Genomic DNA, 25,712 nt, shown 5'->3' on the forward strand with positions numbered 1-25,712 from the left:
CTGAGCGATACACAACGCTCGCCTGAAAGCCCTGAAAGTCCTTCTCAGGCGGCACCGGCAGCCAGTCTTTGGAACGACGCGCTCCTGCCTGAAAGATCTTCCCAGACCCCCTCGTCCATAAGATGTCCTTGCTCGAAGACGAAAATTCGAGAACAGGGGCGCACAGTGCTCAGGCGATGCGCGATGAGTACGACCGTCTTTTGGCCGGACAGGTTGTGGAGAGCGTCCATAACGGCACGTTCAGTGGCGTTGTCCAGCGCACTGGTGGCTTCGTCGAAGAAGAGCACATCGGGATCGCGATAGAGCGCTCGGGCGATGCCGATTCGCTGGCGCTGGCCGCCAGAGAGACGGGTGCCGCGCTCCCCGATTATGGTGGCATAGCCACGCGGCAGTTCAGTCGTCACGAAGTTGTGCAAATTAGCGAGGCGAGCGGCCCTCTCTACAGCGGCCTGGTCGATCCTGTCCTCGGGTACTCCCAGGGCGATGTTCGCGGCGACACTCTGATCCGCCAGAAAAATATGCTGCGGTACATAGCCCAGTGCCGCCTGCCAGTTGCGAGCGTTATTACGTGTCAGTGGCTCACCGTCGATGAGGATTTGTCCTTCGTCAGGCTCCAGAAGGCCCAAAAGGAGATCAACCAGAGTGCTCTTACCCGCCCCGGAGGAACCCACAAATCCCACGGTGGTTCGTGCGGGGATCTCCAGCGAAACATCCTTGAGGGCCGGTTGTTCATGACCTGGGTAGTGATAGGAAAGGCCCTTCACCTCGATGGACATGGACGGTGCGAGGGGCTTCGGCTGGTCATGGCGCTCGATCATGGGTGTGCTGTCGGGGCGACTCCCCAGATCCTTCAGAATGTTGTCCACCGCCGCGGTATTGAAGCGAAGCGAAGCGATCTGCTGGAAGATTTTCTGGAATGCGGGGATGAGCTGCCGCCCAGCGAGCGCATAGAGGCCGATCAACGGCAAAGCCTGGGCAAGTCCTCCGTCACCTGCCATTAGGAAAAGGACGAGAAGAAGCACCCCGCCAAAGGCAATGGCCTCGATCGCATACTGAGGAAGGTTTTGCAGCAGCATTGCGTTCGCCTGGTGACTGGCAAAGCGCTTGGATGGGTGGCGATAGCGCTCCAGATAGTCGCGCTCCCGCCCCAGCAGGCGGATTTCCTTTGCACCTGCGAAGGCTTCCGCTGCAGCCGTAAAGCGTTCGCGGTTCGCCTCCACGCGGTCCTCACCGATGCGGTTCAGCCAGGTGCGCGCCAGAACGTAAATGCCCCCGTAGATGCCACCAAGGCTAACGGCCACGATCTTGGCCAGCCAGGGTTGCGCCGCGACCAACAGGCCGATGATGAAAAGAGCCAGCAAGCCCTGGCTGACCAATCGCAGCATCGGCAGTAAAGCGCCATTGATGGCCTGGGTCGTCTCCTGCAGAACGGTCTTGGCAAGGTCGCCGGAGTTGCGGTTGAGAAAGAACGTGAAGGGCCGTGCTAGATAGTCGCCCATCAGTCGCCGCGAAAGCTCGTACTGCTGCATGTGCGTGAACCGAGTGATGGCCCACTGGTTAAGAGCCTGGAGCGCGGTTCCGGTCACAAAGAGCACAAACGCCGCCAGCCCCAGGAAGTACAGAAAGCTGCTGGTGGATTCGAACCCCAGCCAGTCGTACGCGATGCGCAGCATGTCGTTGTCGTGGACCATGGCTGGGTCAGATAGCACGGCGAGGAAGGGCATCACCGAAGCGATACCCACGGTCTGCATGAAGGCGGTCACGATCATCAGGATCGCCAACAGTCCGACCTTCCCGCGGTCGCGGGGGTCCAGCAGGGCATTCAGCTTGCGCAGGGTTTCCAGCATGTCGCGCCGACCCGGATCCTTCATGCGAGGGCCATTGGCGGCCCAAAGGGGAACCGCCATCAGGCAGCCGTTAGCCAGGCCATGCGGCCTGTAGATGCACTCGATTGTACGAGATGCGCCGATCACGGAAGCTTGTCGGGAAGCGTTCAGGGCGTTCCGGGGCGCGGCAAGCTGCGAGGGCTTCGCGCCACAAGTGGCTGGAAGGCTCGGCAAGCCGCGCGGATAAAGGATTTTCGAGCAAAGCGGGGGCCGCAACAGTGCCAAACGCCAGGCTAACGAACGGATTGCTGAGCGGCTTCCTGCGCTCGGTAGAACAATTCCCGGAGCGCCCGGCCCTGGATGTGGAGGGTCAGGTACTCAGCTACGGGGAGTTGTTCGAGACTGCTGCCGCAACCGCCCACGCGCTGCAGCAGTCCGTCGATTGCGATGGCACGCCCTGCCGTATCGGCGTGCTGGCCCAGCGCTCGCTGGCGATGTACCAGGGGCTTCTGGGTACGCTGCTGGCCGGACATACTCTCGTGCCGCTGAATCCGGGCTTCCCGACGGAGCGCACACTGGCGATGGCCGAACAGGCGGATCTGTCGGCGCTGTTGGTGGATGATCAGGGGTTGGAGCGGCTCGATGACCTGTTGAGCGCATTCTCCCGCCCGCTCGTGATCCTGTTGCCCGATGCCGAGCGGCTGGACGAGCTCCAGGCGGGCTGGCCCGGGCACGGCTTTCGGGTAGCCGGAGGCGCCCCTCTACCGACAGACTGGGTACCGTCAGCTGTATCACCCGATGACCTGGCCTGTCTCTTCTTCACCTCGGGCAGCACGGGCATACCCAAGGGCGTGGGCGTACTCCAGCGCAATGCGGCGCGGTTTGTGGAGATGTCGCTGGAGCGGTACCGGGACTTCGGCATCCACGAGACCGACCGCTTCTCGCAGTTCTACGACATCACCTTCGACTCGTCGATGTTCGATCTGTACGTCTCGTGGGCCTTTGGCGCCTGCCTGTGCTGCCCGTCCGCGAAGGAGTGGTTCAATCCCAACCGCTACATCGCGGACAAGGCGCTTACGGTGATCGACATCACCCCCTCGGCCGGGCACGGGATGAACCGTCGCAACGGCTGGGCGCCGGGGCGTTTTCCGGACCTGCGCTTGTGCCGCTTTGGCGGCGAGGCCCTGTCGGCGGAACTGGCCGAGGCAATGGCCGTTGCCGCGCCCAACGCCTGGATCGACAACGCCTACGGCCCTACCGAATGCACGGTGGATGCCTGCTTTTACCGCTGGGACCCGGCGCAGTCACCGGCGGAATGCGAACACGGCATGGTCCCGATCGGCTATCCGGGCAACCAGGTGGAGCTGCGGGTGGCGGACGAGGCCCTGCGGGAGGTACCCATCGGGGCCGAGGGCGAATTACTGATCAGCGGCCCACAGGTGACCCCTGGCTACTGGAAGGATCCTGAGCGCACGGCGCAGGCCTTCGTGCAACTGGAGGACGGTCGCGTCCACTACCGGACCGGCGACCTGGTGCGCCGCCCGGGCCCGGGCGAGCCGATCATTTTCCTCGGGCGCCTGGACCATCAGATCAAGATCGGCGGGGTACGCATCGAGCTCGGCGAGGTGGAGGCGGCGCTGCGCGAGGCCGCCGGCACGGACCAGGCGGTGGCCGTTGGATGGCCACGAACGGAAAGCGGCGCCTCCGGGATCGTGGCCTTCGTGGTCGCGGAACGAGTCGACGAGGCAGCCCTGCGCGACCGGCTCCGCCAGCGCCTGCCCGCCGTGATGGTCCCGCGAACCATTCACTCGCTCGAGAATCTGCCGCTCAATGCGAATGGCAAGGTCGACCGCAAGGCGCTGATCGCGCGCCTTGCGTCTGCAGACGCGTAACGCACGCTCCATTGCGCAGGGCGAGCGACTCCAGCTACGCGGCCTTAACCACCCCCGGAACCGCCAGGTAGCTGTGCCGTTCATGCACGACCCGGAAACCTTTACGTAGGTGGTTCCGGTAAGAGGGATCGGGCTTGGCCTCGGTTCCGATCGCCGTATCCGAAACGACCCAGCTGCATCCGTGTTGGGCCGCATCCTGGATCCGGGCAGAGACGATGGCTCCGTGGAGTCCGCGACCTCGATATTCCGGCTGAGTGGCCGCCCAACCGGTCCACGCAAGCCCTTCGCCAAGATAAAGCAGCCCGGTTGCCACAACCTTCCCCGCATCGAGCACCAGCCACTGGCGCCATCTCGGAGCATGCGGGAGCGCCGCCAGAAGTGCCGTTACCTCCTCTGGAACGGAGAAGGTTTGCGCGGCCAACGCGGCGGCCGCATCGTTGTCTTCCGGCTGCCAGGGGCGAATCTCAAGGTCGGTTGTGACCTCGGGAATATCGTGGGTGGAGCGGACTAGAACCGCCGAAGGCGCACCACGGCGAATCCTGCGATCCCGCAACCATTGGGGGATGGGCTCGGGGCAGGCATGGGGGCTGAGCTCCACTGCCCAGGGAAGCTCATGCGGCGCGTACAGGGCCGCGAGTTCGTCAATGTAGTCTTCGCTTGCCGGCTCCGAGACACCCAGTGCCAGCACCCGGTTAAAAACCAGGATCTTCTTCAGCCCCGGCGCAACGAGCGCGAGGCCCGAGCGACTACGAACGGCCCGAAACCCCGGAATGCCTGCGGTCTCGGCCACCCTCATCATGCTCTCGTAGGCTTCGGCCTCGATCAGCTCGGCCTGTTCGGGAGTGGGTTCCGCATTCATGGGATACCTCCTTGCATCGGCGACGGTTCGCCGGAGAAAACGTTCTTCGATCGAGTGAAATCTCTCAATCGCCCCCGGACGATTCGGAGCGCAGGCATCCAGTCATTCAGTGGGCCTTGCGACCGACACTTTTCCAGGCGCTCAGGGCAAGATACGCCCAGGCAGAAGCGGACCAGGGATACCGGAGCGCCGACTGACGAAAAGACCGCAGTGCCAGTCTCGGGTCCCCCTCCCAGTAGTGGTGATAGCCGAAACTGAAGCATGTCTGCGCAAGTCGCCGACGGATTGCACCGAGCGATGTCTTCTCTCCGCGCGGACCAAGCCGCCCCCAACGACGCAGCGCCTTGCTGACCACCTCGTATTCATAGTTCGTATCGGGATACTTGGTAATACAGCCTTCGCCATGCAGGCGGTACAGGGCGGTCACGAGGTTCAACTGGTGGATTTCGGTCAGTCTCGAAGCCCGCAGCCAGTAATCGTAGTCCTGACCCCTCTTGAGTTCGGGGTCGAACTGTCCAACGCGTTCGACCAGATCGCGCCGCATCATCACCGTAATGGTATGGGGGAGCGAACCGAAGAGCAGACGGTTGTACAACCAGCCGGATCCACGCTCCACAAGCGATTTCCCATCGGGGTTCTTCGGGTGCACGCCCTCGGCTGAATCGGGTTTCAGAAACGTCCCGGATGGATCGGGCTTCCAGTTATGCCAGGCCGTGAAGGTCATCCCGATCTGGGGATGCTGGTCCATGTAGCCCACCTGCGCCGCGAGCTTTCCCGGCAACCAGACATCGTCGGAATCGATGAACGCGATGTAGTCGCCGGAGGCGGCGGCGATGCCCGCATTGCGGGCCACGGCCGCGCCCTGGTTCTGCTGGGTCAGCAGCGTCAGGCGGTCGCCATATGCGCGCAGGATCTCGATTGTCCCGTCGGTCGAGCCGTCGTCCACCACGATCAACTCGACGCTGGGATAATCCTGGTCCAGAACACTGTCGACGGACTCGGCAATGTATGCGGCCGTGTTGTAGGCCGGCATGATGACCGACACCAGCGGCTTCTCGAGGTCCCGCGTTGTCATGGTTCTGTGCCTGTCACCGGAAGGCCGCGTACCCAGTCATCGGTCCAGTTCGCCACCTGATCGCGCCACTCGCGTCGGGAGAAGGTGTGGTTGGCGCTGGGCAGCTCGTGCAGGGTCACCCGTGGCTCCTGCAGCAGCCCGCTCCATGCCGGTGTATTGGTCGCCACATCGCGAAACTCGGCGGCGGTCAGGTCGTCGCCACTCAGGATCACGAGGATCGGTCCCTGAAAGCGCTGCCAGCCCGCCGCCATCCGATCCGGAAGGGGGCCATGGTCCGTATCGGAGCCCCTGCCCTGAGAACCCGAATTGGGGGCTTGGGGACGCAGGGCGGCCTTGGTCATGCCCGCGAGGGATTTCACCGAGTTCCACGGGTTCAGTCGCCCGCGCAGGGCCCCGTTCCAGAAGTCGCGACTGGCCAGGCGCTGAAGGTAGTAAGTCTTCAGGTAGGCCCGCGCCAGCCCGTCACTGGTTCGCACCCAGGGATTCACCAGGACCAGGCCTGCCACCCGGTCATCCCGCCAGGCATAGAACAGGCCGGCCGAAGCGGCGCCACAAAGCCCCCAAATCACGACCTCGCGCATCTCCGGCGCCTCGGCCGAAAAGGTATCCATCGCCGCCCGCATGTCGTCATGGACCTCCTTGAACGTCCGCTGACGACCGGAAGAGTCCCCCATGCCGCGAAAGTCGAAGCGGAACACGGGTATCCCCTGCGCCGCCAGGTGTCGAGCCAGGAGCAGGAACTGGCGGTGGCTGCCCACGCGGTACTGCGGCCCGCCCACGGCAATCAGCACACCACGCCGGGCGCCCTCCGCGCCGGGGTGCAGGATACCCAGCAGTTCCTCCTCCCCCACCCGGAAGACAACGGCGCGCTCGCTCATGCCAGGGCCTCCAGGCGCTGCGTGGTCGCCTCCAGCAATTGCGGCACCTCGATGATGTCCTGGGTGGACCAGAAGGCGTCGCCACCCACGATCGTTGCGGTTACGGCCGCCTCATCTTCGCGCCAGCGCTCGATCAGGCGTTCGGCCGCCGGCGGCAGCGGGGCATCGTCCTGTGCTGCGATGTCGAGCCAGGCGACGGATGCCGCCCGGGGCTGCTCGAGGCGGGCGGTGGCAAGGCGCTCGGCCAGGGCAGGCGCCAGGGTGTAGCCCGCCACCTCCAGCGCTTCGCCATCCCGCAGCCGCGAACGCAGATCACCGGTGGATTCCTTCTGCCCGCCCATCATGCCGGCGGCCATGCGCAGGCGCAGGAACTGGGTCAGGTGTTGTTCGCCATTGGTGACGGGCGCCCAGTAGATCGCGGCGGCGGCCTGTTCGGCACGCGCGGCCAGGAAATCGCCCGCCAGCAGACAGCCGGCGCGCAAGCCCCAGACCAGAAGGGGGGCCGGGCAGCAGGCCTCGAGGTGGTCATTACAGCGGGCGAGGTCATCCAGCCAGAGGTCCCAGTCGGCATCGCCGAAGTCGCCGCCACTGTCGCCGCATCCGTAGAGATCCGGGATCAGCACCGCATACCCGGCCTGCGCCATGCGGCGAGCCTGCAGGTTCACCATGCGGCGGGACTTGTTGAGCTCTTCGGCGAACGGCGGGAAAAACAGCACACGGCCACGGACGGAAGGGCCTTCCGGTCGATGCAGCACATGGAACACCGGTCCGGCCTTGCCCTCCAGGAACCCGGCTTCCATGACCGAGCTAGTCGAGTTTGGCGTCGATGAAATCAGCGAGGGTGCCAACCGTCTCGAAGGTCTCGGCGCTGACGTCGTCGTCATCGATCACAATGTCGAAGTGGCTCTCGATCGCGGTGATCAGCGAGACGACTGCCATGGAGTCCAGTTCGGGGACGCCGCCCAGCAGCGTGGTGTTGCGGTCGAACTGCTGAGCGCGTCCGTTCAGGCTGAGGGCGCTGTCCAGCAGATTGCGGGTGTGATCGAGGGTCGACATATGAAGGTTCCTGAAGGCGGGTATCCGTGCCCGACCGGAGATGCGGGTTACCCGGCAGGTTACCGTATCTGCACAGGCTGTCCAGATCGTCCCCGACAGGCCGCGGGCCCCGCGTGATCGGCTCGTTAACCTCCTGCACCCGGCCCGCCTTCGAACGCCCGACCCCGGACGTAGAATGGGGACCCATACGGCACGGATCGCCGGGCCCACGCCCGGGTGCGTACATCAACCAGCGTTTCCCTGGACCGACCAGGCAGCAGGCGGACGGATGGCGGGACTTTGTGGATGGTTCGCGGTGAATGCCGCATCCCCGGGCGACGCCCTCGAGGCCCAGGGAGCGGCCCTCACGGGGCTCCCCGGGGCACGTGAATCCCGGTGCACGAACCGCCTGGGTGGTTGCCTTGTACGGGGCGGCTGGACCGCGCAGGAAGGGGACGTCATCGCCGCGATCACCGGCCACCCGCAATGGCGCAAACCCGCGCTGGCGGAGTGTGCGCGCGAACGCGACCCCGCGCAGGCTCTGCTGGAGGCCTGGCGGCAACAGGGCAGCGGCCTGTTCGAACAGATAACCGGCGACTTCGCGCTGGTCATCGTGGATGCAGGCCAGGGGCACCTGGTAGCCGGCACCGATCGTCTGGGCCAGACGCCTTTGCACTTTGCACGGCTGAATGGCGGCATAGCCTTCGGCACCAGCGCGGGGAGCGTGATTGCCCATCCAGCGGTCGCCACCGAGGTGACGCGCGAGGGGCTCTACCACTACTGCTTCTTCCACATGCTGCCAGCCCCGGTCAGTCTGTTTGCCGGACTGGAAAAGCTGCCCGCGGCGCACTGCCTGATCCACAACGGCGACCGGGCCGAAGTGAACGCCTACTGGCGCCCCGTCTTCGCGGAGGACGGCAGCGCCGCGCCGGCAGCGCTGGAACAGGAGCTTCGCGAACGGGTACAAATCGCGGTGGACCGGCGCGCGGACTCGCCGCGAACCGGCGCCTTCCTGAGCGGCGGCCTGGACAGCTCCACGGTCACCGGCATGCTCGCCGGCATCCAGCCCGGGGCGGACAGCTTCAGCATCGGCTTCAACGCGCCCGGCTACGACGAGATGGAGTATGCGCGCATCGCCGCGCAGCACTTCGGCACCCAGGCACACGAGTACTACGTGACGCCGGAAGACGTCGTCGAGGCCGTGCCCCGGATCGCCGCCAGCTACGACGAGCCCTTCGGCAACTCCTCCGCGCTGCCGGCCTACTTCTGCGCCCGCATGGCAAAGGACGCCGGCGTCACCCGGTTGCTCGCCGGCGACGGTGGTGACGAACTGTTCGCCGGGAATGCGCGGTACGCCAAGCAGGGTGTGTTCGAACACTGGGGGCGCATCCCCGCGCCTTTGCGGCGAAACCTGCTGGACCCGCTGTTTACCCGCCTTCCGCGCTCGGTCCCTGTGCTCGGCAAGGCCCGCAGCTATGTGGAACAGGCCCGCATCCCGCTGCCGGACCGCCTGCAGACCTACAACTACCTGCACCGCCTGGCGCCGGAGGCGATGTTCCAACCGGAGTTCCTGGCGGCGGTGGACACCGAAGCCCCCTGGGAGCTGATGCGGCGGATCTACTCGGAGCCGGAATCGGCGTCATCCCTCAACCGCATGATGTACCTGGACTGGCAGCAGACCCTGGCCGACAACGACCTGCGCAAGGTCGCGGAGATGTGCCAGCTGGCCGGGGTAGACGTCGCCTTCCCGATGCTGGACGACGACCTGGTGGAGTTCTCCTGTCGCGTGCCGTCGGACCTCAAGCTGAAGAACGGTCGCCTGCGCCACTTTTACAAGGAGGCGTTCACCGGCTTTCTGCCCGACGCCATCATCGACAAGAAGAAGCACGGCTTCGGCCTGCCGTTCGGCGTCTGGATGCAGGAGCACGCCCCATTACAGGAACTGGCCTACGACAGCCTGTTACGCCTGAAAGGCCGCGATTTCCTGCGCGACGACTTCATCGACGAACTGATCCGTCTGCACCGCGAAGGCCACGCGGCCTATTACGGCGACTTCGTCTGGATCCTGATGATGCTGGACCTCTGGCTGGAGTCGCACCCCGCCGCCCGCTAGCCGCCTGCGCTCGCTATTTGTTCACCACGAAGCGCACGAAGGCACGAAGAAGGGCAAGGTCAAGGACGGTTACACCACGGAGGACACGGAGGACACAGAGGGCACGGAGAAGGGCTGGATTAGGGTTGGTAGGTCTGGTGATCGCGTCCTGTCTGACACTGTCCGGCACCGGGGTGTCGCAGGCATGCTGTAAAGACAGCACAAGAATTTCTTCGTGCCTTCGTGCGCTTCGTGGTGAACCCGGTCTTTTCCCTCTGCGCACTCCGTGCACTCTGTGGTGAAACAACCTCTTCAGGGCACCTGATTAGCAACGAGAGCCAGCCAGTCGCAGGAACCAGACGGGCTGTCTGCCATTAATCGTAAACCTCTTTCTGGTGTCCAATCCGCACAACCAGTACCACCAATGACTCGTCACGCAGCTCGCAGATCACACGGTAGTCCCCAACCCGATAACGCCATAACTGGGTGAACCGCCCCTTGAGCGGTTTCCCGAGCTCTCGCGGATCGTCCAGTTGAGCTACACGCTCCTCCAGATAGTGGCGTATACGCTGGCGGGCCTTCCGGTCGAGTTTCTGCACCGACTTCCGGGTCGAATGAGCGTACTCAATCCTCCAGGTCACGCCAGAACTCCTGGGAACTGATTACGTCTTCCTCGCCGCTCCGGATACGTTCCAGCGTTTGCTCGGCCAGGTAGATGTCCTCCAGGTCTTCCAGGTGCTCCTCGATGGCTTCTCGAATGTAGTATGTGGTCGTGCGGCCCGTCTTTTCGGCCAGAGCTTTCAGGCGCCCATACGTCTCTTTCGGGAGCCGGACAGCCGTTTGACGGGTATCTCCTGTACGTATGGTCATAATGGAATATCCAGTGGTATGCGCGCATACCATAGTACATCACAGCCCGTTTTTATCAAAAACGGGCGCGCGGACGTGCGATTAAATCAGCGTCTGCCTGGATGTGTTCACCACGAAGCGCACGAAGGCACGAAGAAGGGCAAGGTCAAGGGCGGTTACACCACGGAGGACACAGAGGGCACGGAGAAGGGCTGGATTAAGGTGGGTAGGTCTGGTGATCGCGTCCTGTATGGCACTGTCCGGCACCGGGGTGTCGCAGCGTGCTGTAAGGTCATCACAAGAATTTCTTCGTGCCTTCGTGCGCTTCGTGGTGAATTCAATCCCTGCAGGCCAAGGTCGGGTCGCAGGAAGACGGGAAGTGCGGGAAGGCTTTGGACGGCAAAAAACTTTCATGCTTGCCGCAGCGCACCACCATCGTCATCCCGGCCGCAGCGCAGCGGAGAGCCGGGATCTCCGGACCATGGCACCCACGCTACGCCCTCTTCCGGTTTTGGCATAGCATGAAAAACGAGCAGTATCGGGTCTGCTTTGCCTGGACAGACGCCGGGCCCGACCAGGTCGAAATCACGGATTACCACTGAGGCAGAATCATGGTCCGCATCCCTACCTACCGGCAGCCGACTCACCCCGGTGAGATGCTGGCGAAAGAGTTCCTGGAGCCGATGCAGATCTCCCAGCGCCAACTGGCGGATGCGCTCCATGTTCCGTATCAGCGCATCAACGAGCTGGTGAACCAGAAGCGCGGCATTACCCCAAGCACGGCGCTGCGTCTGGCACGCTTTTTCGGCATGTCGCCCGATTTCTGGCTGAATCTTCAGGTGCGGTGGGATTTATTCAAGGCCCAGCAATCGGAACAGACGGAACTGGAACAAATCCGCGAATTCAGCTCATGGAAACAGACTGCCTGAGCCGGGTTCGCCGCAAGGACGGGTAACAGGAAGACGGGAAGAGCGGGAAGGCTTTGGACGGAAAGAAGCTGTCATGCTTGCCGCAGCGCACCACCATCGTCATCCCGGCCGCAGCGCAGCGGAGAGCCGGGACCTCCAGGCCCTGGCACCCACGCTGCGCAACCCCCAACGAGATCCCGGATAACCGCTGCGCGGTTTCCGGGATGACGGCACCGGGTACGCAGTAGCGGGCAGGATGCCTTTAGCGCAACAAAACGCATCGCGGCCTCGACCACGTCCACGCACAAGACACCGGCTTCGCAGCTCACCTGCATACGTCGCGCGGGTGGTTACCCCGCTCACCCGGCATACCCCGGTACCACTCTCACAAATCTTCCCTTCTTCCCTCGCTTCCTGTGAACGAGCCCTTCTTCGTGCCTTCGTGCGCTTCGTGGTGAACCCAATCTTTCCCCTCCGTGTGCTCCATGCCCTCTGTGGTGCAAAAAATCCACGTCGGCACGGGGAACGACATCACCCGGATCGATCGGGGGCGGGAACGCGGCAGACGACGTGGCGGTGCTTGCCGTTGGGCTCCGGGGGGATGACATCCACGACGTGGACCTCCACATGGATCGCCTGGCCCAGTGCGTCGACAATCGCGTGGCGCAGTCGCTCCTCCACCTCGGTCGGCAATGGAGCGGCCAGGTTCAGCAGAACCTCGACGCGATTCCGGTCGTGCTGGATGACCTTGTAAGCGCGCAGGCCCGGCAACTCGCGCATCAGGTAGTTGAAGCGGCTGCCGTGCACCCAGGCACCGTCCGCCGCGATCAGGCCATCGTTGGCGCGACCTTCGACGTCGCGCAGCAGCGGCAGGCCGCGTCCGCAGGGGCAGAGTCGCGGGTCCAGGGTGCCCCGATCTCCGGTGCGGTAGCGGATGAACGGAAACTCCGGCCCGGTCAGGTTGGTGACGACGATGTTGCCGGACTCCCCCGGGGGCACCGGCCGGCCCTCGTCGTCGAGGATCTCGACAATCAGGGCCTCGGCCGTGATGTGCATCCCACCCGCCGGACACTCACGGGCGATGAACCCCGCGTCGCGCGCACCGTATTCGTTGGCCACCCCGCAGCCCAGCACATCGCCGATCACCTCGCGCCACTCCGGCCGCAGGACCTCCGAGGTGGTGAAGGCGACGCGGATCCCGAGGTCGTCCAGCCGCTGCCCGCGCTCGCGCGCGCGCCAGACGACGCGGGACAGCACCGACGGATAGCCGAACAGCATGCGAGGGCGCCGCTGGCGGATCTGCTCGATGATCCGGTCGAGCCGATCCGGATTCAGGTCACGGGCTGGCACCAGATGCGAACGGAACAGGCGATCGCGCCAGGCACGTACGCGATTCTGGGCCTCGTTCTCGACGGCGGAACCCCACAGCACGAGTTCGCGATCACCCACATCCACGCCCCACCAGCGCGTCGCCCGCCAGCGAGCGGCAATGTCCATCCCGATACGATCGGCGCCCAGCCAGAAGCTCAGTGGCTCACCGGATGATCCGCTGGTGCGCTGCGCTTCCAGGTTCCCCGCGCCTTCCGCGCGCCAGGCCTCCCCCTGTTCGCGGATCAGCACCTTGTCGACGACCGGGAGGCGCTGGAGATCATCGATGCCAGAGAAATCGGCTGGCGCCCCTCCCTGCTGCGCCCACCACTCCCGATAGAATGGCACCTGCCGTGCAACCTGCTCCACGAGGTGCCGCAGCCGCTGGTCCTGCAGGTGCCGCAGGCCCTCAGCTGTCCACCACTGGCTTGCCTCCAGGGCCCGCAGGTGGCGCACGGTTGGGTGGCCCTTGAGCCGTTCCTGCAGCGGGAACAGCCCCCGCGCGACGCATTGCGTGTAGAGCCCCATGTTCAGCCGGAGCGCGCGGCCCCGGGGGCCGCAGCACGATCTGGGGCCACGATCTGCTCGAAGGCTGCGACCAGTTGCGGGATGCGCGTCTCCCAGGCGTTCTCCCGCGCATGCGCCAGGATGGCCTTGCGATCCCAGTCGCGTTCAAGGGCCTCCTTGAGAGCGCCACGCAGCGCGTCATGGTCACCGTACGGGACCACGATGCCGACCTGATCGGAATTCACCACCTCGGCGTTGCCACCGACACGAGTGGTCACGATCGGCAGGCCACAGGCGGAGGCCTCCAGGAAGACGTTGGCCCAGCCCTCGAACCGGGTGGCCAGGACAAACACATCGCCCGCCGAATAGACGAAGCGCAGATCGTCGGGCGCCACCTGCCCCAGGAACCACACCCGCGCCTCCAGACCCAGCGTCCGCACCTGCTCACGCAACTCCGCCTCGTTGTTGCCCTCGGGCGTCGCCCCGCCCGCAATCACCAGATGCAGGTCGGGCTGCGTGTGCAGCAATTCGGGCAGCGTCGCGATCACCCGGTGAAAACCCTTGCGCTCGGTCAGCCCGCCCACCGACACCAGGAAACGGCCTTCCTGCGGCAGACCCAGACGCTGCCGGGCCGCGGCCCGGTCCTCGGGGCGGAAACGCGCCAGGTCCGCGCCGTTGCCGACCACCTGGACATGTCCGGGCGCCTGCCCCCAGGCAATCGCATCCTGGCGTAGCGAGTCCGCCACCGAGAACACGCGGGCGGCCGCGCTCAGCGCCCGGTTGATCTGGCGCCGATGCAGGGCGCTACCCGCAAAGCGCGTCAGGCTCCCACGCAGGGTGATGGTGTAGGGCCGGCGCAGCCAGCGCGCCAGCCAGCGCGCCGCCACGCCGTCGGGGTAGACGAAGTGGGCGTCGATAAGATCAAAGCGGAATTCGCGCCGCAACCGGCGCAGCAGCCGCAGACTGCCCAGCGCCAGGAAGAACCCATCGGTCCATTTGAGTACGCCGGGAACACAGAAAAATCGCGGATGGTAGACCGTGATTCCGTCCTGCTGCTCGGACCGGGGCGGCAACGGCGGACGCGAGTGGGGGCTCAGCCGCCCCAGCAGGCCCTGGAACGGGAACCACGGGGCCGGCGCCACCACGACCAGGTCCAGGTGCCCGGCCACCCGCCGCATGCGCTCGCGCACAAACAGGCCGAGGTTGGGCTGTACCGCGTTCGGGTAGACACGCGTGAACACCACCAGGCGCGGGCGTCGATCGGAGCGATGCGGATCACCGGGCATGGGCGGGCTCCACAACACCCCGCAGACGTTCGTAAATCGCCTGGTAACGGGCCACGCTCCTCGCCCAGGTCCGCTCCTGCTCCACAAAGCGGCGCCCCGCGGCACGCACCGCATCCCACTCGGGCTCGCGGGCCAGGGTGTCCAGCACCGTGTTTGCCAGCGCTTCCGGGTCGTCGGCCGGGAACAGCCAGCCGGTCTCGCCGTGCCGGATCAGTTCCTGGTGGCCGCCCACGTCCGAGGCCACCAGCAGTCGCCCCTGGGCCATCGCCTCCAGCGGCTTGAGCGGGGTGACCAGTTCGGTCAGTCGCATCGAGTGGCGTGGGTACACGAGGAGATCGACGAGATCGTAGTAGCGCTGCACCTGGTCATGCGGCACCCGACCGGCAAAGACGACCTGATCGGCGATCCCCAGGCGCCGGGCCTGCTCCTGCAGGCGTTCCGCCTGCGGGCCACCACCCACCAGCAGGATACGCACATCGGGCGCCTGCTCGCGGATGCGCGGATACGCCTCCAGCAGCAGGTCCAGCCCCTCGTAGGCATAGAACGAGCCGATAAAACCGAGCACGCGGGCGTCTCCCAGCCCCAGTTGCGCCTTCAGCTCGGCATCCGGCGCCCCGCCCAGGCGGAAGGCCTCGGCATCCACGGCATTGGGGATCACGGTGACCCGGTCCGGAGGGATGCCCCGGGCGACGATGTCCTGGCGCAGGCCTTCGCAGATGGTGGTCACATGGTCCACCCGGCGAAACACGTGTGTCTCGAAGCCGCGCGTCAGGCGGTAACGCAGCCCGTGTTCGCGGCTGGTCCCGTGATCCACCGCGGCGTCCTCCCAGAAGGCCCGGACTTCGTAGACCACCGGGATGCCGAGACGTCGGCCAACCCGCAGCGCCGGCAGCGCGTTGAGGACCGGGGAATGGGCATGCAGCACATCCGGCTGCACCTGTCGCGCCACGGCCTCAAGGCGCCGGGTCAGGGCGCGCATCAAGCCCCACTCGCCAAGCCCGGGGAGCTTTCCGGGGCGGTAGCGCGTGCGGTAGAAGTGCAGGCCGTCGACATCCTCCTCGTCCGCATCCACCGCCCCCTGCTTGGGGCTGGTCAGATGAAACGTCTCCCAGCCCAGCCGGTGCTGCTCGCGCAGGATGGCGGCGGTGCGGAAGGTATACCCGCTGTGCAGCGGGATAGAGTGATCAAGGACGTGCAGGATTTTCATCATCACCCCCGCATCAGGCCGCCGAGCGCGCCAGAAAGCCCTCGAACATCAGCAGCGACCACAGTGCCGGGCTGTGGTCGCGGGCGCCGCTGACGTGCTGGTTCACGAGGGTCTTGAGGAAATCCATGTCGAAGATGCCGGAGTCGGCGATGCGCGGGCCGAGGACCTGGGCCTGCATGCGTTCGCGCAACGGGCCGCGGAACCATTCCGCCACCGGGACGGAGAACCCCTTCTTGCGGCGATACAGGATCTCCTCCGGCAGGTAGGGCTCCATGGCCTTCTTGAACACGAACTTGCCCTCGGGGCCGCGCAGCTTGAGTTCCGGCGGCAGCCCCGAGATCCACTCGACCAGCTGGTGGTCGAGAATGGGGACCCGCACCTCCAGTGCATGCGCCATGCTGGCACGGTCGACCTTGGTCAGGATATCCCCCGGCAGGTACGTCTTCATGTCCAGGTACTGCACCAGGGACAGGGGGTGCTCCGTGGGCGCGCGTTCCGCGTGCCGGCGCAGGACCTCCACTGCGCCGTAGCCCTGCAGCGAGCGCCGGAATGCCGGGGAAAACAGGTGCGCGCGCAGGTCGTCGCGCAGGATGGAGACACCCTGGAAATAGCCTTCGACCGAATCCCTGGCCAGCGCCTGAAAGGTCGCCTTCGCGCGCAGCGGGCGCGGCGCCCAGTCCGCCTTGGGATAGAGGTGCGCGAGCGTGCCGAACAGCGGGCGCCGCAGCCCCAGCGGCAACGGTGCGCGCAGACGCTCCTCGGCGAGATGGTGGCGATAGCGGCGGTAGCCCGCCAGGTTCTCGTCGCCGCCATCCCCCGACAGGGCCACCACCACCTGCCGGCGCGCCTGCTCGCAGACGCGGTAGGTCGGCAGCGCGGAGCTGTCGGCAAACGGTTCGTCGTACAGCCCGCTCAGCCGGTCCAGCAGCGCGAAGTCATCGGGATCGACCTCCTGCGTGTGGTGATCGGTGTGGTAGCGCTCGGCCACCATCTGGGCGTAGCGGGACTCGTCGTAGGCCGGATCGGCAAAGCCGATGGAACTGGTGCGCACCGGGTCGTCGGACAGCCCCGCCATCATCGCGACCACCGCACTGGAGTCGACCCCGCCGGAGAGAAACGCACCCAGCGGGACGTCCGCCACCATGCGGATGTCCACCGCCTCGCGCAGGCGGGCGGTGAGTTCCTCGGCGGCCGTATCCAGGTGCGTGACGCCGTTATCCGCGAACGGCACGTCCCAGTATTCGCGCGGTTCGTTCAGGTTGCCCTGCCCGCGATGCACGGTCAGCGTGTGGCCGGGCGGCAGCTTGTGCACGCCGCGGAAGATGCTGCGCGGCTCCGGCACGTAACCGAAGGCGAAGTAGTCCTCCACCGCGTGCGGGTCCATGCGCCGGGGCAGCCCCGGATGCGCCATCAGCGCCTTGAGCTCCGAACCGAAGATTAGCTGCCCGTCGGCCAGCGCGCTGTAATACAGCGGCTTGATCCCGAGACGATCGCGGGCCAGGAACAGGGTATCCCGGTTGCGGTCCCAGACGGCGAAGGCAAACATGCCGCGAAAGCGCTGCACACAGGACTCGCCCCACTCCTCCCAGGCATGCACGATCACCTCGGTATCGCAGTGCGAGCGGAAGCGATGGCCCGCCTGCTGCAGCTCGGCGGTCAACTCGGGGAAGTTGTAGATCTCGCCGTTGTAGGTCACGACGACGGTCTCGTCCTCGTTGAACAGTGGCTGCTGCCCGCTCGCAAGATCGATGATCGACAGGCGCCGATGCGCCAGCCCCACACCCGGCTCCAGATGCACACCCCCCTCGTCCGGACCCCGGTGAAACTGGGTCTCGTTCATCGCCTCCAGCAGGGACCGATTGACCGGCCGCCGGTCGCGCAGATCGAAGATGCCGGTAATGCCGCACATGTAGGGATCCTGATTGCTTCCTTGCCTGGGCGTCGGTCGCATTCGGGCGATCCACGGCCAGGTCGACACTGGGCGGTGCCGCCGGGCGGACACCGGTTCGGGCCGGGCCCTCGCACCATCACGGAAAATCCAGAATAAACGACAACCCCGCCACCGAGCGCCCGCGATTCGCGCCGTGGGGCGGCTGGCGTTAGCGCCACAACTAACGCCGGGCCAGCACCCGGTCGTAGACCGCCATGTAGCCCGTGACCATCGCCTCCATGCTGAACGCCGCCTCGGCCCGGGCGCGGGCGGCCTGTCCCTCGCGTGCGGTCCGCGCGGGATCGGCGGGATAGGCCATCAGCGCGCGGGCCATCGCGTCGGGATCCCCCGCCGGCACCAGTGCCCCGGTCACCCCGGGCTGTACCAGATCGGGGTTGCCCCCGACATCCGTCGCGACCACCGGCAGGCCGGTCGCCATCGCCTCGAGGATGGTGTTGCAGATGCCCTCGGCCAGCGACGGCAACACGAACAGGTCCAGCGCCCGCAGGCAGTCGGCGACGTCTTCCCGGGCGCCGGGGAGCCAGGCCTGGTCCGCGACCCCGGCCTGCTCCAGGAACTGAACGACCTCGGCACGCAAAGGCCCATCCCCGATCATCACCAGGCGCAGGCGCGGAAAGGCCTCCGGCAGGAGCTCGCGCAGCGCGACAAAGGCCCGCGCCAGATCCTGCGGCGCCTTGACCGCCTGCATCCGCATAACCGAACCGATCACGAACGTGCCGGGGTCCCGAAATGCCTGCGGCAACGGGGACACAAAGCCCTCGCGCGGCGGCGCGAAGCGGCCGGTATCCACACCATTGAAGATGTGCGACAGGCGTGCCGCCGGCACCGCGATGGCCTCCCGCAGATAGCCCTTCTGGTGCTGCGACAGGGCGATGTAATGCCCCACCAGTGGCCGCACCAGGCGGCGCAGGCGGCGGTTGCGGTCACGTGTGCCGTCGAGGTCCCCGACATCCCAGCCGTGCTCGCCGTGCACCCGCGCCCGCACCCCGGCGAGCGCGGCGGTCACCTGCGCCTCCAGCGTGCCGAAGTTGCGGGTATGCACGATGTCCGGTTGCAGGCGGCGCAGCAGCCGCCACAGGCGGAGGTGCACCCGCGGATCCTTGCCTTCGCGCTTGTGCAGGGCGTGCAGGCTGACATCATCCCGCTGGAGGCGTCGGCGAAAGTCGGTGTAGTCCGTCATGCAGATGATCGCGTGGCGGAAGCGATCGGCCGGCATGTGATTGATCAGGTTGACCAGCCCGTTCTCCATCCCGCCGATATCCAGGCGATGGATGATGTGCGCCACACAGGGGCGCTGATCACCCTCCCGGGCCACGGGTACGGAGGCGCCCGTCACTGCCGCGCGACGTGGTCGAGCTGTTCGAGCAGCTCGGGCAGGGCATCCGCGGCGTAGGTCCGCAATGCCGCCTCCGCCGCATCGGTGCCGTTGTCGAACTCGAGCGGCGCATACAGCACCACCAGCGCGGCATCGTCCCGACCACCGAATAACCGGTTCAGCGCCTCCCGCGCCTTGACCTCATGCGGCCGGGTAGTCAGGCGGCCATCCACCCAGTACCAGCGCCACACCAGGAACCGCTGCCCGGGGCCGTTCAGCAGGAAGCGTTCCGGGTTGGGGTATCCCTCCAGCGTGGCCCGGCCGCGACGCGACTGCGACCATTCCAGCGCCCGATCGCGCCCGGCCAGGGTATTGCTCCAGCCCACCATGTTCCCGTGCCGGTACTGCTCGCGGTAGAACAGCACATGCATACCCACCGGCTCGCCGCCGTCGGCGGCCGTCACCAGGCCGCCGCGACCGTCGCGGGCGCCACGATACCCCGGCTCCCAGGCGGCATCCTGTTCCTCCAGGACCTGCCAGCCTGCTGGTGCCAGCGGGCCCGTACCCAGGCCCGCCACGGGGCCGAGATCACGCTGGTTCATCCACTCGGCATACAGCGGCGCCGCACTGGCCAGGACGACCGTCAGCACCGCGGCGGCAACGAACGAACCCGCCTGCGCGGAGCGCCCGGGTTGCGCGGGAGGCACCGTCGGGGTCGGCAACGGCTCCATGTCCTCGCGCCACAACGCACCGATCGCGAACATCAGCGCGATGACCACGCCGAAGAAGATCCAGCCATAGATCAGGTGATCCACCCCGGCCGCATGCTCCATGTCGCTCAGGTGGCCGATCATCACGATCATGTAGGCGCGCAGGCCGTTGGCAACGATCGGGACCACGATCGACACGCCGACAAACACGATCCGCCGCCAGGGACTGCGGTACATGAGATAGGCATACAGCGTGCCCAGCGCGACCGACGCGATCAGGTAGCGCACGCCACTGCAGGCCTCGATCACCGACCAGCGGCCGGTGGGCAGATCGAAATACAGCCCGTCGCGATAGACCGGGATCCCGGTCAGCTGCACGGCGGTCACCGTGAAATCCGCGGTCAGATCCATCATCGGCGGCACCAGGAACTCGCCGAACGGGACCGCGAACAGCAGATACGCCAGGGGGAACTGCAGGCGCCAGGTGATCGCGTTGCCCAGCACCAGCCAGAACAGCGCGGGGATCATCAGCACGGCCGCGAACTGGCGCACCGACACCACATCCACCAACTCCCCCGCCACCCAGACGAGGGACAGCCCCACCAGGGGCAACAGCGCCCACCAGGATGGCCGCGGCTCCAGCGCAAGCACCTCCTGACGCTTGAGAAACAGCAGGAACAGGACGATGGGGACGATCAGGAAGCCGTGCGCAAAGGTGTCCGAGCGGTTCCAGATCGCAACGATGGAGGCGAATGTCGGGTAGAACATCCACCCCAGCACGACCAGGCCCAGCACCAGGACCGGCGCGGCAAACCACCAGGAGGAACCGCGGGCGCGTGTTCGGGCATTCAGCGCGTCAGCGACCATGTGCGGCCTCCTCGATCGACACCGTACCGGGCACACGGCCCGGGCGACGCCGCAGGATCTCGCCCAGGTGCGCGAGATTGCGCGCCCAGTCGTAGTCCGCCAGTACGCGGGCGCGGGCCGCCTGCCCCAGCGCCGGGTCCGGGGCGCGCAGGTACCCGGAGACCGCCTCCAGGAACGCGCGCGGCTCGGCGTCCGCCGCGACGACCTCGTGCCCGGGGGTCGCGGTCAGCCCCTCCAGGGCCTGCGGGCTGGCCACGACCGGACGCCCCAGCGCCATCGCCTCCAGGACCTTGTTCTGCACGCCACGGGCGATGCGCAGCGGCGCGACCGCGAGCGTGGCGTGCGCGATCCAGGGACGCACATCGTCCACGAATCCGGTGACCGTCACGCCGGGCCGGCCCGCCAGGGCCGCCACCTCGGGCGCCGGCCGGCTGCCGACGATGCAGAACTCCACACCCGGGTGTTCCGCGCGCAAGCCGGGCAGGACGTGATCGGCGAACCACACCACCGCATCGACGTTGGGCCAGTAATCCATCGCGCCCGAAAACACGATGGTGCGGACGCCGGCGGCATAGGGGTTGGAACCCGCCACCGCCTCGGGTGCGAAGAAGGCGGCATCGACGCCATTGTTCAGCGCATGCACCCGGTCCGCCGCCTCCGGGGCGCGCTGGCGGAAGCTGTCTGCTTCGGCCGGCGACACGAACAGACTGGCATCGCTGGCCTGCGCGACCTGGCGCTCGTAGTCCAGCAGCCGGCGGCCCTCGCGCCGATACACCGCGCTCATGGGCCAGCGCCGCGTCGGGGCGTACTGCGTCCACTTGTCGGAATCGACGTCCACGAAGTCGACCACCCGGGTTCGCCCGCCCCCTTCCGGCAGGTACTGGGCCATCGCCGAGGAAAAGGCCACGGCACAGGCGACCGGCTGGCGGATCAGCGTGGTCCTAACCCAACGTGCCAGTTCGCGGTCGCGATACCACGGCACCGTCAGCGGCTCGCCGCTCAGGAAGCCGGTCAGCGCGCGCAACTGGGCCCGCCGGCGCGGCAGCGGACGCGCACAGACCGTCGTGCAAATGCGCTTGAGCTCGGGCAGATACGCCGCATCCGCCGGGTCATCGATGAACGTACCCAGGTGCACACGATAGTGCTGCGCCAGATAGCGCAGGATGTGGTGCGAACGAATCTTGTCGCCCTTGTTCGGCGGCCACGGAATCCGATGCACCAGATAAAGAAGATCATCCATAGGGCGTATTCACCACGAAGGTCACGAAGGCACGAAGAAGGGCCTTCACTTCAAAGGACTAGTCGTTTGAGACCGTCTTTCAGGCGCACATTGTTGAAGTTGATCAACAGCGCTTGCGGAACATTCGCGAGCTTCATGTATGTGAGGGTTTGGGCCTCGTGAATCCTTTGCAGGGCGTCCACACTTTTCAGCTCCAGCATCAGTCTGTCCTCGACCAGGATGTCGATACGGTAGCCACAATCCAGCTCCCGCCCTTTGTACGTGACCGGGATCGGAACCTGGGACACGCAGTACAGGCCGGATTCCAGCATTTCGTGCACCAGGCATTTCTCGTAAACCGACTCCAAGAGCCCCGGCCCAAGCTCGCGATGTACCTCGATCGCCAATCCAATGGCCTTCTTCGATAGCGGGTCGAATTCCATTTCTCCCCCATAATCACTTTCTGGTTCCCCTTCGTGCCTTCGCGGTCAACCCGCTCTTGCAGTCGCCGCTCTCCGTGTGCCCCATGGCCCCGGTGGCAAGCCCTGCTCTGCATTTGAACTTGCCTTGGCATTCCTTCGTGTCTTCGTGTTCTTCGTGGTAAATCCGCCCTTGACCCCGCTCTTGCAATCACCCCCCTCTCCGTGTACCCCGTGGCAAGGCCTGCTCTGCATTTGAACTTGCCCTGGCATGCCTTCGTGTCTTCGTGTTCTTCGTGGTGAATCCGCCCTTGACCTTGACCTGCTCGGTGTTGGCTGTGGCCTCGGTGGCGGGAAGGCCCTTCAACCGAGGGAGCGGGAGAGTTTGGGGCCGAGCCAGTTGGCGACGGGCAGGGGCAGGCGCTGCCAGGCCTTGATGAAATAGCGGTACTTGGGGTTGAGCGGGTTTACGTCGGGCATCTCGCGCGCTCGCACCAGGTGATACTCGTAGTACAGCGGCTGCGGCTCGAAGCCCCAGTTCTTCTTGAAACTGAACGAGCCGGTATCGCGCTTGCTGCGACCGAAGTCGTAGATGCGGTAACCGTCCTCGCAGGCGTGGCGCATCAGCTCCCAGTAGAGAAAGTCATAGCCCGCGACCTGGCGCGCCTCGGGCGTACCTGCGCCGTAGTACGGCAGCACCTCTTCGCGGAAGAAAAAGGTCACGACGCTGGCGACCGGATCACCGTCGTGCAGCGCCGTGAGCACCCGGCATTCGTCGCCGAACACGTCGAGCAGAGTCTCGAAGTAGCGACGACTGAAGACCGGCGTCCCCATGCGGCGCACATTGGCCGCGAAAATCGGGTAGAAGCGCTCGATATCGGACTCGAATTCACTGGTCAGCCCGGCCTTGATCCCCTTGCGCACCATGCGGCGCTGCTTGCGGGGGATCGCATTCATGTTGGCCTCGACCTCCGGCTCCATGACCTTGCGGAAGGTGAAATAGAGATCGTCCTTGGTTGGCCAGTCCGGGTGCTGCGGTTCCAGGTGACGGTATTCGAGATAATCCACCCCTAGCTCTTCGGCAAGCGCCCGGGCACGCCGATCCAGGGCCTCGAAGGCCGTGGGCGTCTGCGCGGCAATGCCGCCGTAAACGCCGAACGGGATCGAGGCCAGGGCATCGCCAAACAGGCGCGAGCGCACCCGCACCAGCGGCAGCACGCCCTGGATAACCCCGTTCTGTTCCGCGTAGAAAAACCAGACGGGATGCCCGAAGGCGCGCTGCATGACCGTTGCCCAGCCGGCGCGGTGGAAGAACGTGGCCTGCGGGCAGCCATCGACGAAGGCATCCCAGCGCCCATGCCCGGTCGCGTCGAGTGTGCACACTTGCATGGGCAGCGTAGCCGCCATCCGTTCCTGGTCTTCAGGCGACTGATACACGGGCGCCCTCCGAGGACGTCAGGGCGGGGGCCTGCAAATCGAGGGGGACAGCGAATACGCGATCCATTCGATCCCAGGTGAAGTCCTGCAGCAGGCGATCCAGACGCGCCTCCATACGGTGCAGATTCACGTAGTGCCGGAAACGCGTCTTGGCGGTAATGCCGGGAATACGCGGCTGGCCGGGGTCGATCTCCCAGGGGTGGAAATAGAACACCGCGGGCATCGCATCCACCTGCTCGATCCGACGCAGGGCGCGCCGCGAGATGGCGTAGGGCAGGAGACGAAAGTAACCGCCGCCGGCCGCCGGCAGATTTCGGCCGCCCATGCGCAGGGTGGCGGGCGGCAGTTCCAGGATACCGCCTTCCAACGGGCGATGGGGCTCGCGCGGGGCGTCCGGCATGCCGTAGTGGTCGTGGCGAACCGGATAAATGCTCGAGCTGTAGTCATGCCCTGTCTCGTCCAGAATTCTGAGCGCCCACAGGTTGCCCTCCCCAATGGAAAAGCTCGGCGCGCGATAGCCCCGGATGGGGGAACCGGAAAGATCCTCCAGTATCCCGCGCGCGCGGGTAACGTCAGCGCGGAAGGCTTCGGGACTGAGGTCGGTTACCCGCTGGTGGCCATAGCCATGGCTGGCGAGTTCGTGCCCGGCCTCGACGATACGCCGGATGGCCTGAGGGTAACGTTCGGCAATCCAGCCCAGGGTAAAGAAGGTGGCGTGCGCCCCACGGCGCTCGAACAGGTCGAGGATGCGATCGAGGTTCCGCTCAATACGGCACTCACGACAATCCCAGGAGTCGCGCGGGATCTGCGGCGCCAGCGCGGAGACCTGGAAGTAGTCTTCGACATCGACGGTCAGAGCATTGGGCCGATGGGCGTTTTTCGGCTGCATGACGAGGCTCCGCCCCTACGACCGTACGGCGCTGGGAACCGGGGACAAGGACTCCGGCTCGTAGCCCTCGTCGCGCACGATTTTGAGCACCTCCTGGGTCACGCGGAAGTTGACCAGGAGGTTGCGCTCGATCCGGTGCAGGCGTTCTTCCAGCGCCTCGAGATCCTGTTCGATGCGCAGCATGGAGACCTGGCTGGCGACGGCCTGATCCGGGTCGCCCTGGTCGCCCTGGTCGTCCGTGCCCGCGTGCGCCTCCCGGCGCGGCCCCGATGAACCGGCGGCGGGGGGCGTCTCGTCCAGCAGCACGCCCTCCAGATCCTCCTCGATCTCGTCGATCACCTGCTGCGCCCGCGCCGCATCCAGATCGGCACATTCCTCCAGATACCCCATCAGCAGCAGGCGGTCGCAGAAGGTGTTCACCTTGCGCGGGATGCCGCCGGTGTAGTCGTGGATGCGCGGCCAGATGTCAGCGTCGAAATGCGGCCGGCCATTCCAGCCCACGCGTGCCAGACGGTGCTCGATGTAGGCGCGCGTATCGTCCTCGTCCATCGGGCCGAGGTGGTAGGTCGCGATCACCCGCTGGCGCAGCTGCTGCATGTTCTCGCTGCGCAGCAGGCGCCGGAACTCCGGCTGACCGAGCAGAAAGCTCTGCAGCAGGGGGCCGTCCTCGCCCTGGAAGTTGGACAGCATGCGCAGTTCTTCCACGGCGTCAGGGCCCAGGTTCTGTGCCTCGTCGACCACCAGCAGCGCGCGCTGGCCCCGGGCCCGCGTGTCGTGCAGGAAGGACTCCAGGCGGCGCAACTGACCGGCCTTGTGATTCGGGGCATCCTCCAGCCCAAAGGCGAGACAGACCGAGCGCAGCAGGTCTTCGGCATCCAGCTGTGTACTCACCAGCTGGGCCGCCACCAGGGGCTTGTCGCTCAGGGTCTCGAACAGGCTGCGCACCAGGGTGGTCTTGCCGGCCCCGACCTCGCCGGTGATGACGATGAAGCCTTCCTCCAGCTGCACGCCGTATTCCAGATAGGCCATCGCCCGGCTGTGGCCCTTGCTCGCGTAGAAGAACCGCGGATCGGGGCTCAGCGCGAAGGGCCGGCCGGTGAAACCATAGAATTCCTCGTACATG

General features: G+C 65.9%; 22 protein-coding genes. 3 read left to right on the forward strand and 19 right to left on the reverse strand.

What is annotated here, in order from left to right:
• Positions 1-44: 44 nt before the first annotated feature.
• Positions 45-1,847 (reverse strand): ABC transporter ATP-binding protein, encoded by a 1,803-nt coding sequence (locus tag D103_RS0109820; RefSeq protein WP_018876682.1) that lies wholly within the window; start codon positions 1,845-1,847, stop codon positions 45-47.
• Positions 1,848-2,104: 257 nt separating this feature from the next.
• Here D103_RS0109820 and D103_RS0109825 point away from each other — a divergent pair, with 257 nt between their 5' ends.
• The gene (locus tag D103_RS0109825) at positions 2,105-3,718 is read left to right on the forward strand and encodes an amino acid adenylation domain-containing protein (protein WP_081618399.1); all 1,614 of its coding nucleotides are present in this window, start codon (positions 2,105-2,107) and stop codon (positions 3,716-3,718) included.
• A gap of 34 nt (positions 3,719-3,752) precedes the next feature.
• Here D103_RS0109825 and D103_RS0109830 read toward each other — a convergent pair whose 3' ends face one another.
• The 5 genes from D103_RS0109830 to D103_RS0109850 all read right to left on the reverse strand — a co-directional run bounded on the left by D103_RS0109830 (position 3,753) and on the right by D103_RS0109850 (position 7,586).
• On the reverse strand, positions 3,753-4,577 hold the full coding sequence (locus D103_RS0109830) for a GNAT family N-acetyltransferase (RefSeq protein ID WP_018876684.1): 825 nt from the start codon (positions 4,575-4,577) through the stop codon (positions 3,753-3,755).
• Between the two features lie 106 nt (positions 4,578-4,683).
• Complete coding sequence (locus tag D103_RS0109835; RefSeq protein WP_018876685.1) at positions 4,684-5,652, reverse strand: glycosyltransferase; 969 nt, start codon at positions 5,650-5,652, stop codon at positions 4,684-4,686.
• On the reverse strand, positions 5,649-6,530 hold the full coding sequence (locus D103_RS0109840) for a hydrolase 1, exosortase A system-associated (protein ID WP_018876686.1): 882 nt from the start codon (positions 6,528-6,530) through the stop codon (positions 5,649-5,651). The genes D103_RS0109835 and D103_RS0109840 overlap by 4 nt, the downstream gene beginning before the upstream one ends.
• On the reverse strand, positions 6,527-7,330 hold the full coding sequence (locus D103_RS0109845) for a hydrolase 2, exosortase A system-associated (protein ID WP_018876687.1): 804 nt from the start codon (positions 7,328-7,330) through the stop codon (positions 6,527-6,529). Before D103_RS0109845 ends, D103_RS0109840 begins: the two co-directional genes overlap by 4 nt.
• A gap of 7 nt (positions 7,331-7,337) precedes the next feature.
• Entirely contained in the window at positions 7,338-7,586 is a 249-nt protein-coding gene (locus D103_RS0109850; RefSeq protein WP_017941958.1) for a phosphopantetheine-binding protein, read from the reverse strand.
• Positions 7,587-7,854: 268 nt separating this feature from the next.
• On the opposite strand from D103_RS0109850, the gene D103_RS0109855 reads away from it, so the two are divergent.
• Complete coding sequence (locus tag D103_RS0109855) at positions 7,855-9,678, forward strand: asparagine synthetase B (protein WP_026280339.1); 1,824 nt, start codon at positions 7,855-7,857, stop codon at positions 9,676-9,678.
• Positions 9,679-10,031: 353 nt separating this feature from the next.
• Here D103_RS0109855 and D103_RS0109860 read toward each other — a convergent pair whose 3' ends face one another.
• Together D103_RS0109860 and D103_RS0109865 are read right to left on the reverse strand one after the other, a co-directional pair.
• Positions 10,032-10,298 (reverse strand): type II toxin-antitoxin system RelE/ParE family toxin, encoded by a 267-nt coding sequence (locus tag D103_RS0109860; protein WP_018876689.1) that lies wholly within the window; start codon positions 10,296-10,298, stop codon positions 10,032-10,034.
• Entirely contained in the window at positions 10,282-10,527 is a 246-nt protein-coding gene (locus D103_RS0109865) for a DUF6290 family protein (RefSeq protein WP_018876690.1), read from the reverse strand. Before D103_RS0109865 ends, D103_RS0109860 begins: the two co-directional genes overlap by 17 nt.
• Positions 10,528-11,117: 590 nt before the next feature.
• Here D103_RS0109865 and D103_RS0109875 point away from each other — a divergent pair.
• Positions 11,118-11,435 (forward strand): HigA family addiction module antitoxin, encoded by a 318-nt coding sequence (locus D103_RS0109875; protein WP_018876692.1) that lies wholly within the window; start codon positions 11,118-11,120, stop codon positions 11,433-11,435.
• Positions 11,436-11,945: 510 nt separating this feature from the next.
• Here the strand turns inward: D103_RS0109875 and D103_RS0109885 are convergent.
• The 11 genes from D103_RS0109885 to D103_RS0109935 all read right to left on the reverse strand — a co-directional run bounded on the left by D103_RS0109885 (position 11,946) and on the right by D103_RS0109935 (position 25,711).
• Positions 11,946-13,310, reverse strand: a complete 1,365-nt coding sequence (locus tag D103_RS0109885; protein WP_018876694.1) for a phenylacetate--CoA ligase family protein — start codon at positions 13,308-13,310, stop codon at positions 11,946-11,948.
• Between the two features lie 2 nt (positions 13,311-13,312).
• Positions 13,313-14,575 (reverse strand): glycosyltransferase, encoded by a 1,263-nt coding sequence (locus tag D103_RS0109890; protein ID WP_018876695.1) that lies wholly within the window; start codon positions 14,573-14,575, stop codon positions 13,313-13,315.
• Positions 14,565-15,782, reverse strand: a complete 1,218-nt coding sequence (locus D103_RS0109895; RefSeq protein ID WP_026280340.1) for a TIGR04063 family PEP-CTERM/XrtA system glycosyltransferase — start codon at positions 15,780-15,782, stop codon at positions 14,565-14,567. Before D103_RS0109895 ends, D103_RS0109890 begins: the two co-directional genes overlap by 11 nt.
• Positions 15,783-15,795: 13 nt before the next feature.
• Positions 15,796-17,691: an XrtA/PEP-CTERM system amidotransferase gene (locus tag D103_RS0109900; protein ID WP_018876697.1), complete on the reverse strand. Its 1,896-nt coding sequence runs from the start codon at positions 17,689-17,691 to the stop codon at positions 15,796-15,798.
• Positions 17,692-17,893: 202 nt separating this feature from the next.
• On the reverse strand, positions 17,894-19,018 hold the full coding sequence (locus tag D103_RS0109905) for a TIGR03088 family PEP-CTERM/XrtA system glycosyltransferase (protein ID WP_018876698.1): 1,125 nt from the start codon (positions 19,016-19,018) through the stop codon (positions 17,894-17,896).
• 47 nt (positions 19,019-19,065) lie between these two features.
• Positions 19,066-20,625 carry an exosortase A gene (xrtA, locus tag D103_RS0109910; RefSeq protein ID WP_018876699.1) on the reverse strand — a complete coding sequence of 520 codons (1,560 nt, stop codon included), beginning with the start codon at positions 20,623-20,625 and terminating at the stop codon, positions 19,066-19,068.
• On the reverse strand, positions 20,615-21,865 hold the full coding sequence (locus D103_RS0109915; protein WP_018876700.1) for a TIGR03087 family PEP-CTERM/XrtA system glycosyltransferase: 1,251 nt from the start codon (positions 21,863-21,865) through the stop codon (positions 20,615-20,617). The genes xrtA and D103_RS0109915 overlap by 11 nt, the downstream gene beginning before the upstream one ends.
• A 50-nt stretch (positions 21,866-21,915) precedes the next feature.
• On the reverse strand, positions 21,916-22,287 hold the full coding sequence (locus tag D103_RS0109920; protein ID WP_018876701.1) for a GxxExxY protein: 372 nt from the start codon (positions 22,285-22,287) through the stop codon (positions 21,916-21,918).
• A gap of 339 nt (positions 22,288-22,626) precedes the next feature.
• Positions 22,627-23,652, reverse strand: a complete 1,026-nt coding sequence (locus D103_RS0109925; RefSeq protein WP_018876702.1) for a FemAB family XrtA/PEP-CTERM system-associated protein — start codon at positions 23,650-23,652, stop codon at positions 22,627-22,629.
• 31 nt (positions 23,653-23,683) lie between these two features.
• Complete coding sequence (locus D103_RS0109930) at positions 23,684-24,589, reverse strand: XrtA system polysaccharide deacetylase (protein WP_018866607.1); 906 nt, start codon at positions 24,587-24,589, stop codon at positions 23,684-23,686.
• Positions 24,590-24,604: 15 nt separating this feature from the next.
• The gene (locus tag D103_RS0109935; RefSeq protein WP_018876703.1) at positions 24,605-25,711 is read right to left on the reverse strand and encodes an XrtA/PEP-CTERM system-associated ATPase; all 1,107 of its coding nucleotides are present in this window, start codon (positions 25,709-25,711) and stop codon (positions 24,605-24,607) included.
• Between the last annotated feature and the right edge of the window lies 1 nt (position 25,712).

Source organism: Thioalkalivibrio sp. ALE31 (assembly GCF_000377405.1).
Taxonomy (GTDB): domain Bacteria; phylum Pseudomonadota; class Gammaproteobacteria; order Ectothiorhodospirales; family Ectothiorhodospiraceae; genus Thioalkalivibrio.

What these genes read in the sequence shown, in the direction of transcription:
- D103_RS0109820 (WP_018876682.1), bottom strand. Translation starts at nt 1,847, where the DNA reads ATGCTGGAAACCCTGCGCAAGCTGAATGCCCTGCTGGACCCCCGCGAC.
- D103_RS0109830 (WP_018876684.1), bottom strand. Translation starts at nt 4,577, where the DNA reads ATGAATGCGGAACCCACTCCCGAACAGGCCGAGCTGATCGAGGCCGAA.
- D103_RS0109835 (WP_018876685.1), bottom strand. Translation starts at nt 5,652, where the DNA reads ATGACAACGCGGGACCTCGAGAAGCCGCTGGTGTCGGTCATCATGCCG.
- D103_RS0109840 (WP_018876686.1), bottom strand. Translation starts at nt 6,530, where the DNA reads ATGAGCGAGCGCGCCGTTGTCTTCCGGGTGGGGGAGGAGGAACTGCTG.
- D103_RS0109845 (WP_018876687.1), bottom strand. Translation starts at nt 7,330, where the DNA reads ATGGAAGCCGGGTTCCTGGAGGGCAAGGCCGGACCGGTGTTCCATGTG.
- D103_RS0109850 (WP_017941958.1), bottom strand. Translation starts at nt 7,586, where the DNA reads ATGTCGACCCTCGATCACACCCGCAATCTGCTGGACAGCGCCCTCAGC.
- D103_RS0109855 (WP_026280339.1), top strand. Translation starts at nt 7,855, where the DNA reads ATGGCGGGACTTTGTGGATGGTTCGCGGTGAATGCCGCATCCCCGGGC.
- D103_RS0109865 (WP_018876690.1), bottom strand. Translation starts at nt 10,527, where the DNA reads ATGACCATACGTACAGGAGATACCCGTCAAACGGCTGTCCGGCTCCCG.
- D103_RS0109875 (WP_018876692.1), top strand. Translation starts at nt 11,118, where the DNA reads ATGGTCCGCATCCCTACCTACCGGCAGCCGACTCACCCCGGTGAGATG.
- D103_RS0109885 (WP_018876694.1), bottom strand. Translation starts at nt 13,310, where the DNA reads ATGGGGCTCTACACGCAATGCGTCGCGCGGGGGCTGTTCCCGCTGCAG.
- D103_RS0109890 (WP_018876695.1), bottom strand. Translation starts at nt 14,575, where the DNA reads ATGCCCGGTGATCCGCATCGCTCCGATCGACGCCCGCGCCTGGTGGTG.
- D103_RS0109895 (WP_026280340.1), bottom strand. Translation starts at nt 15,782, where the DNA reads ATGAAAATCCTGCACGTCCTTGATCACTCTATCCCGCTGCACAGCGGG.
- D103_RS0109900 (WP_018876697.1), bottom strand. Translation starts at nt 17,691, where the DNA reads ATGTGCGGCATTACCGGCATCTTCGATCTGCGCGACCGGCGGCCGGTC.
- xrtA (WP_018876699.1), bottom strand. Translation starts at nt 20,625, where the DNA reads ATGGTCGCTGACGCGCTGAATGCCCGAACACGCGCCCGCGGTTCCTCC.
- D103_RS0109915 (WP_018876700.1), bottom strand. Translation starts at nt 21,865, where the DNA reads ATGGATGATCTTCTTTATCTGGTGCATCGGATTCCGTGGCCGCCGAAC.
- D103_RS0109920 (WP_018876701.1), bottom strand. Translation starts at nt 22,287, where the DNA reads ATGGAATTCGACCCGCTATCGAAGAAGGCCATTGGATTGGCGATCGAG.
- D103_RS0109925 (WP_018876702.1), bottom strand. Translation starts at nt 23,652, where the DNA reads ATGCAAGTGTGCACACTCGACGCGACCGGGCATGGGCGCTGGGATGCC.
- D103_RS0109930 (WP_018866607.1), bottom strand. Translation starts at nt 24,589, where the DNA reads ATGCAGCCGAAAAACGCCCATCGGCCCAATGCTCTGACCGTCGATGTC.
- D103_RS0109935 (WP_018876703.1), bottom strand. Translation starts at nt 25,711, where the DNA reads ATGTACGAGGAATTCTATGGTTTCACCGGCCGGCCCTTCGCGCTGAGC.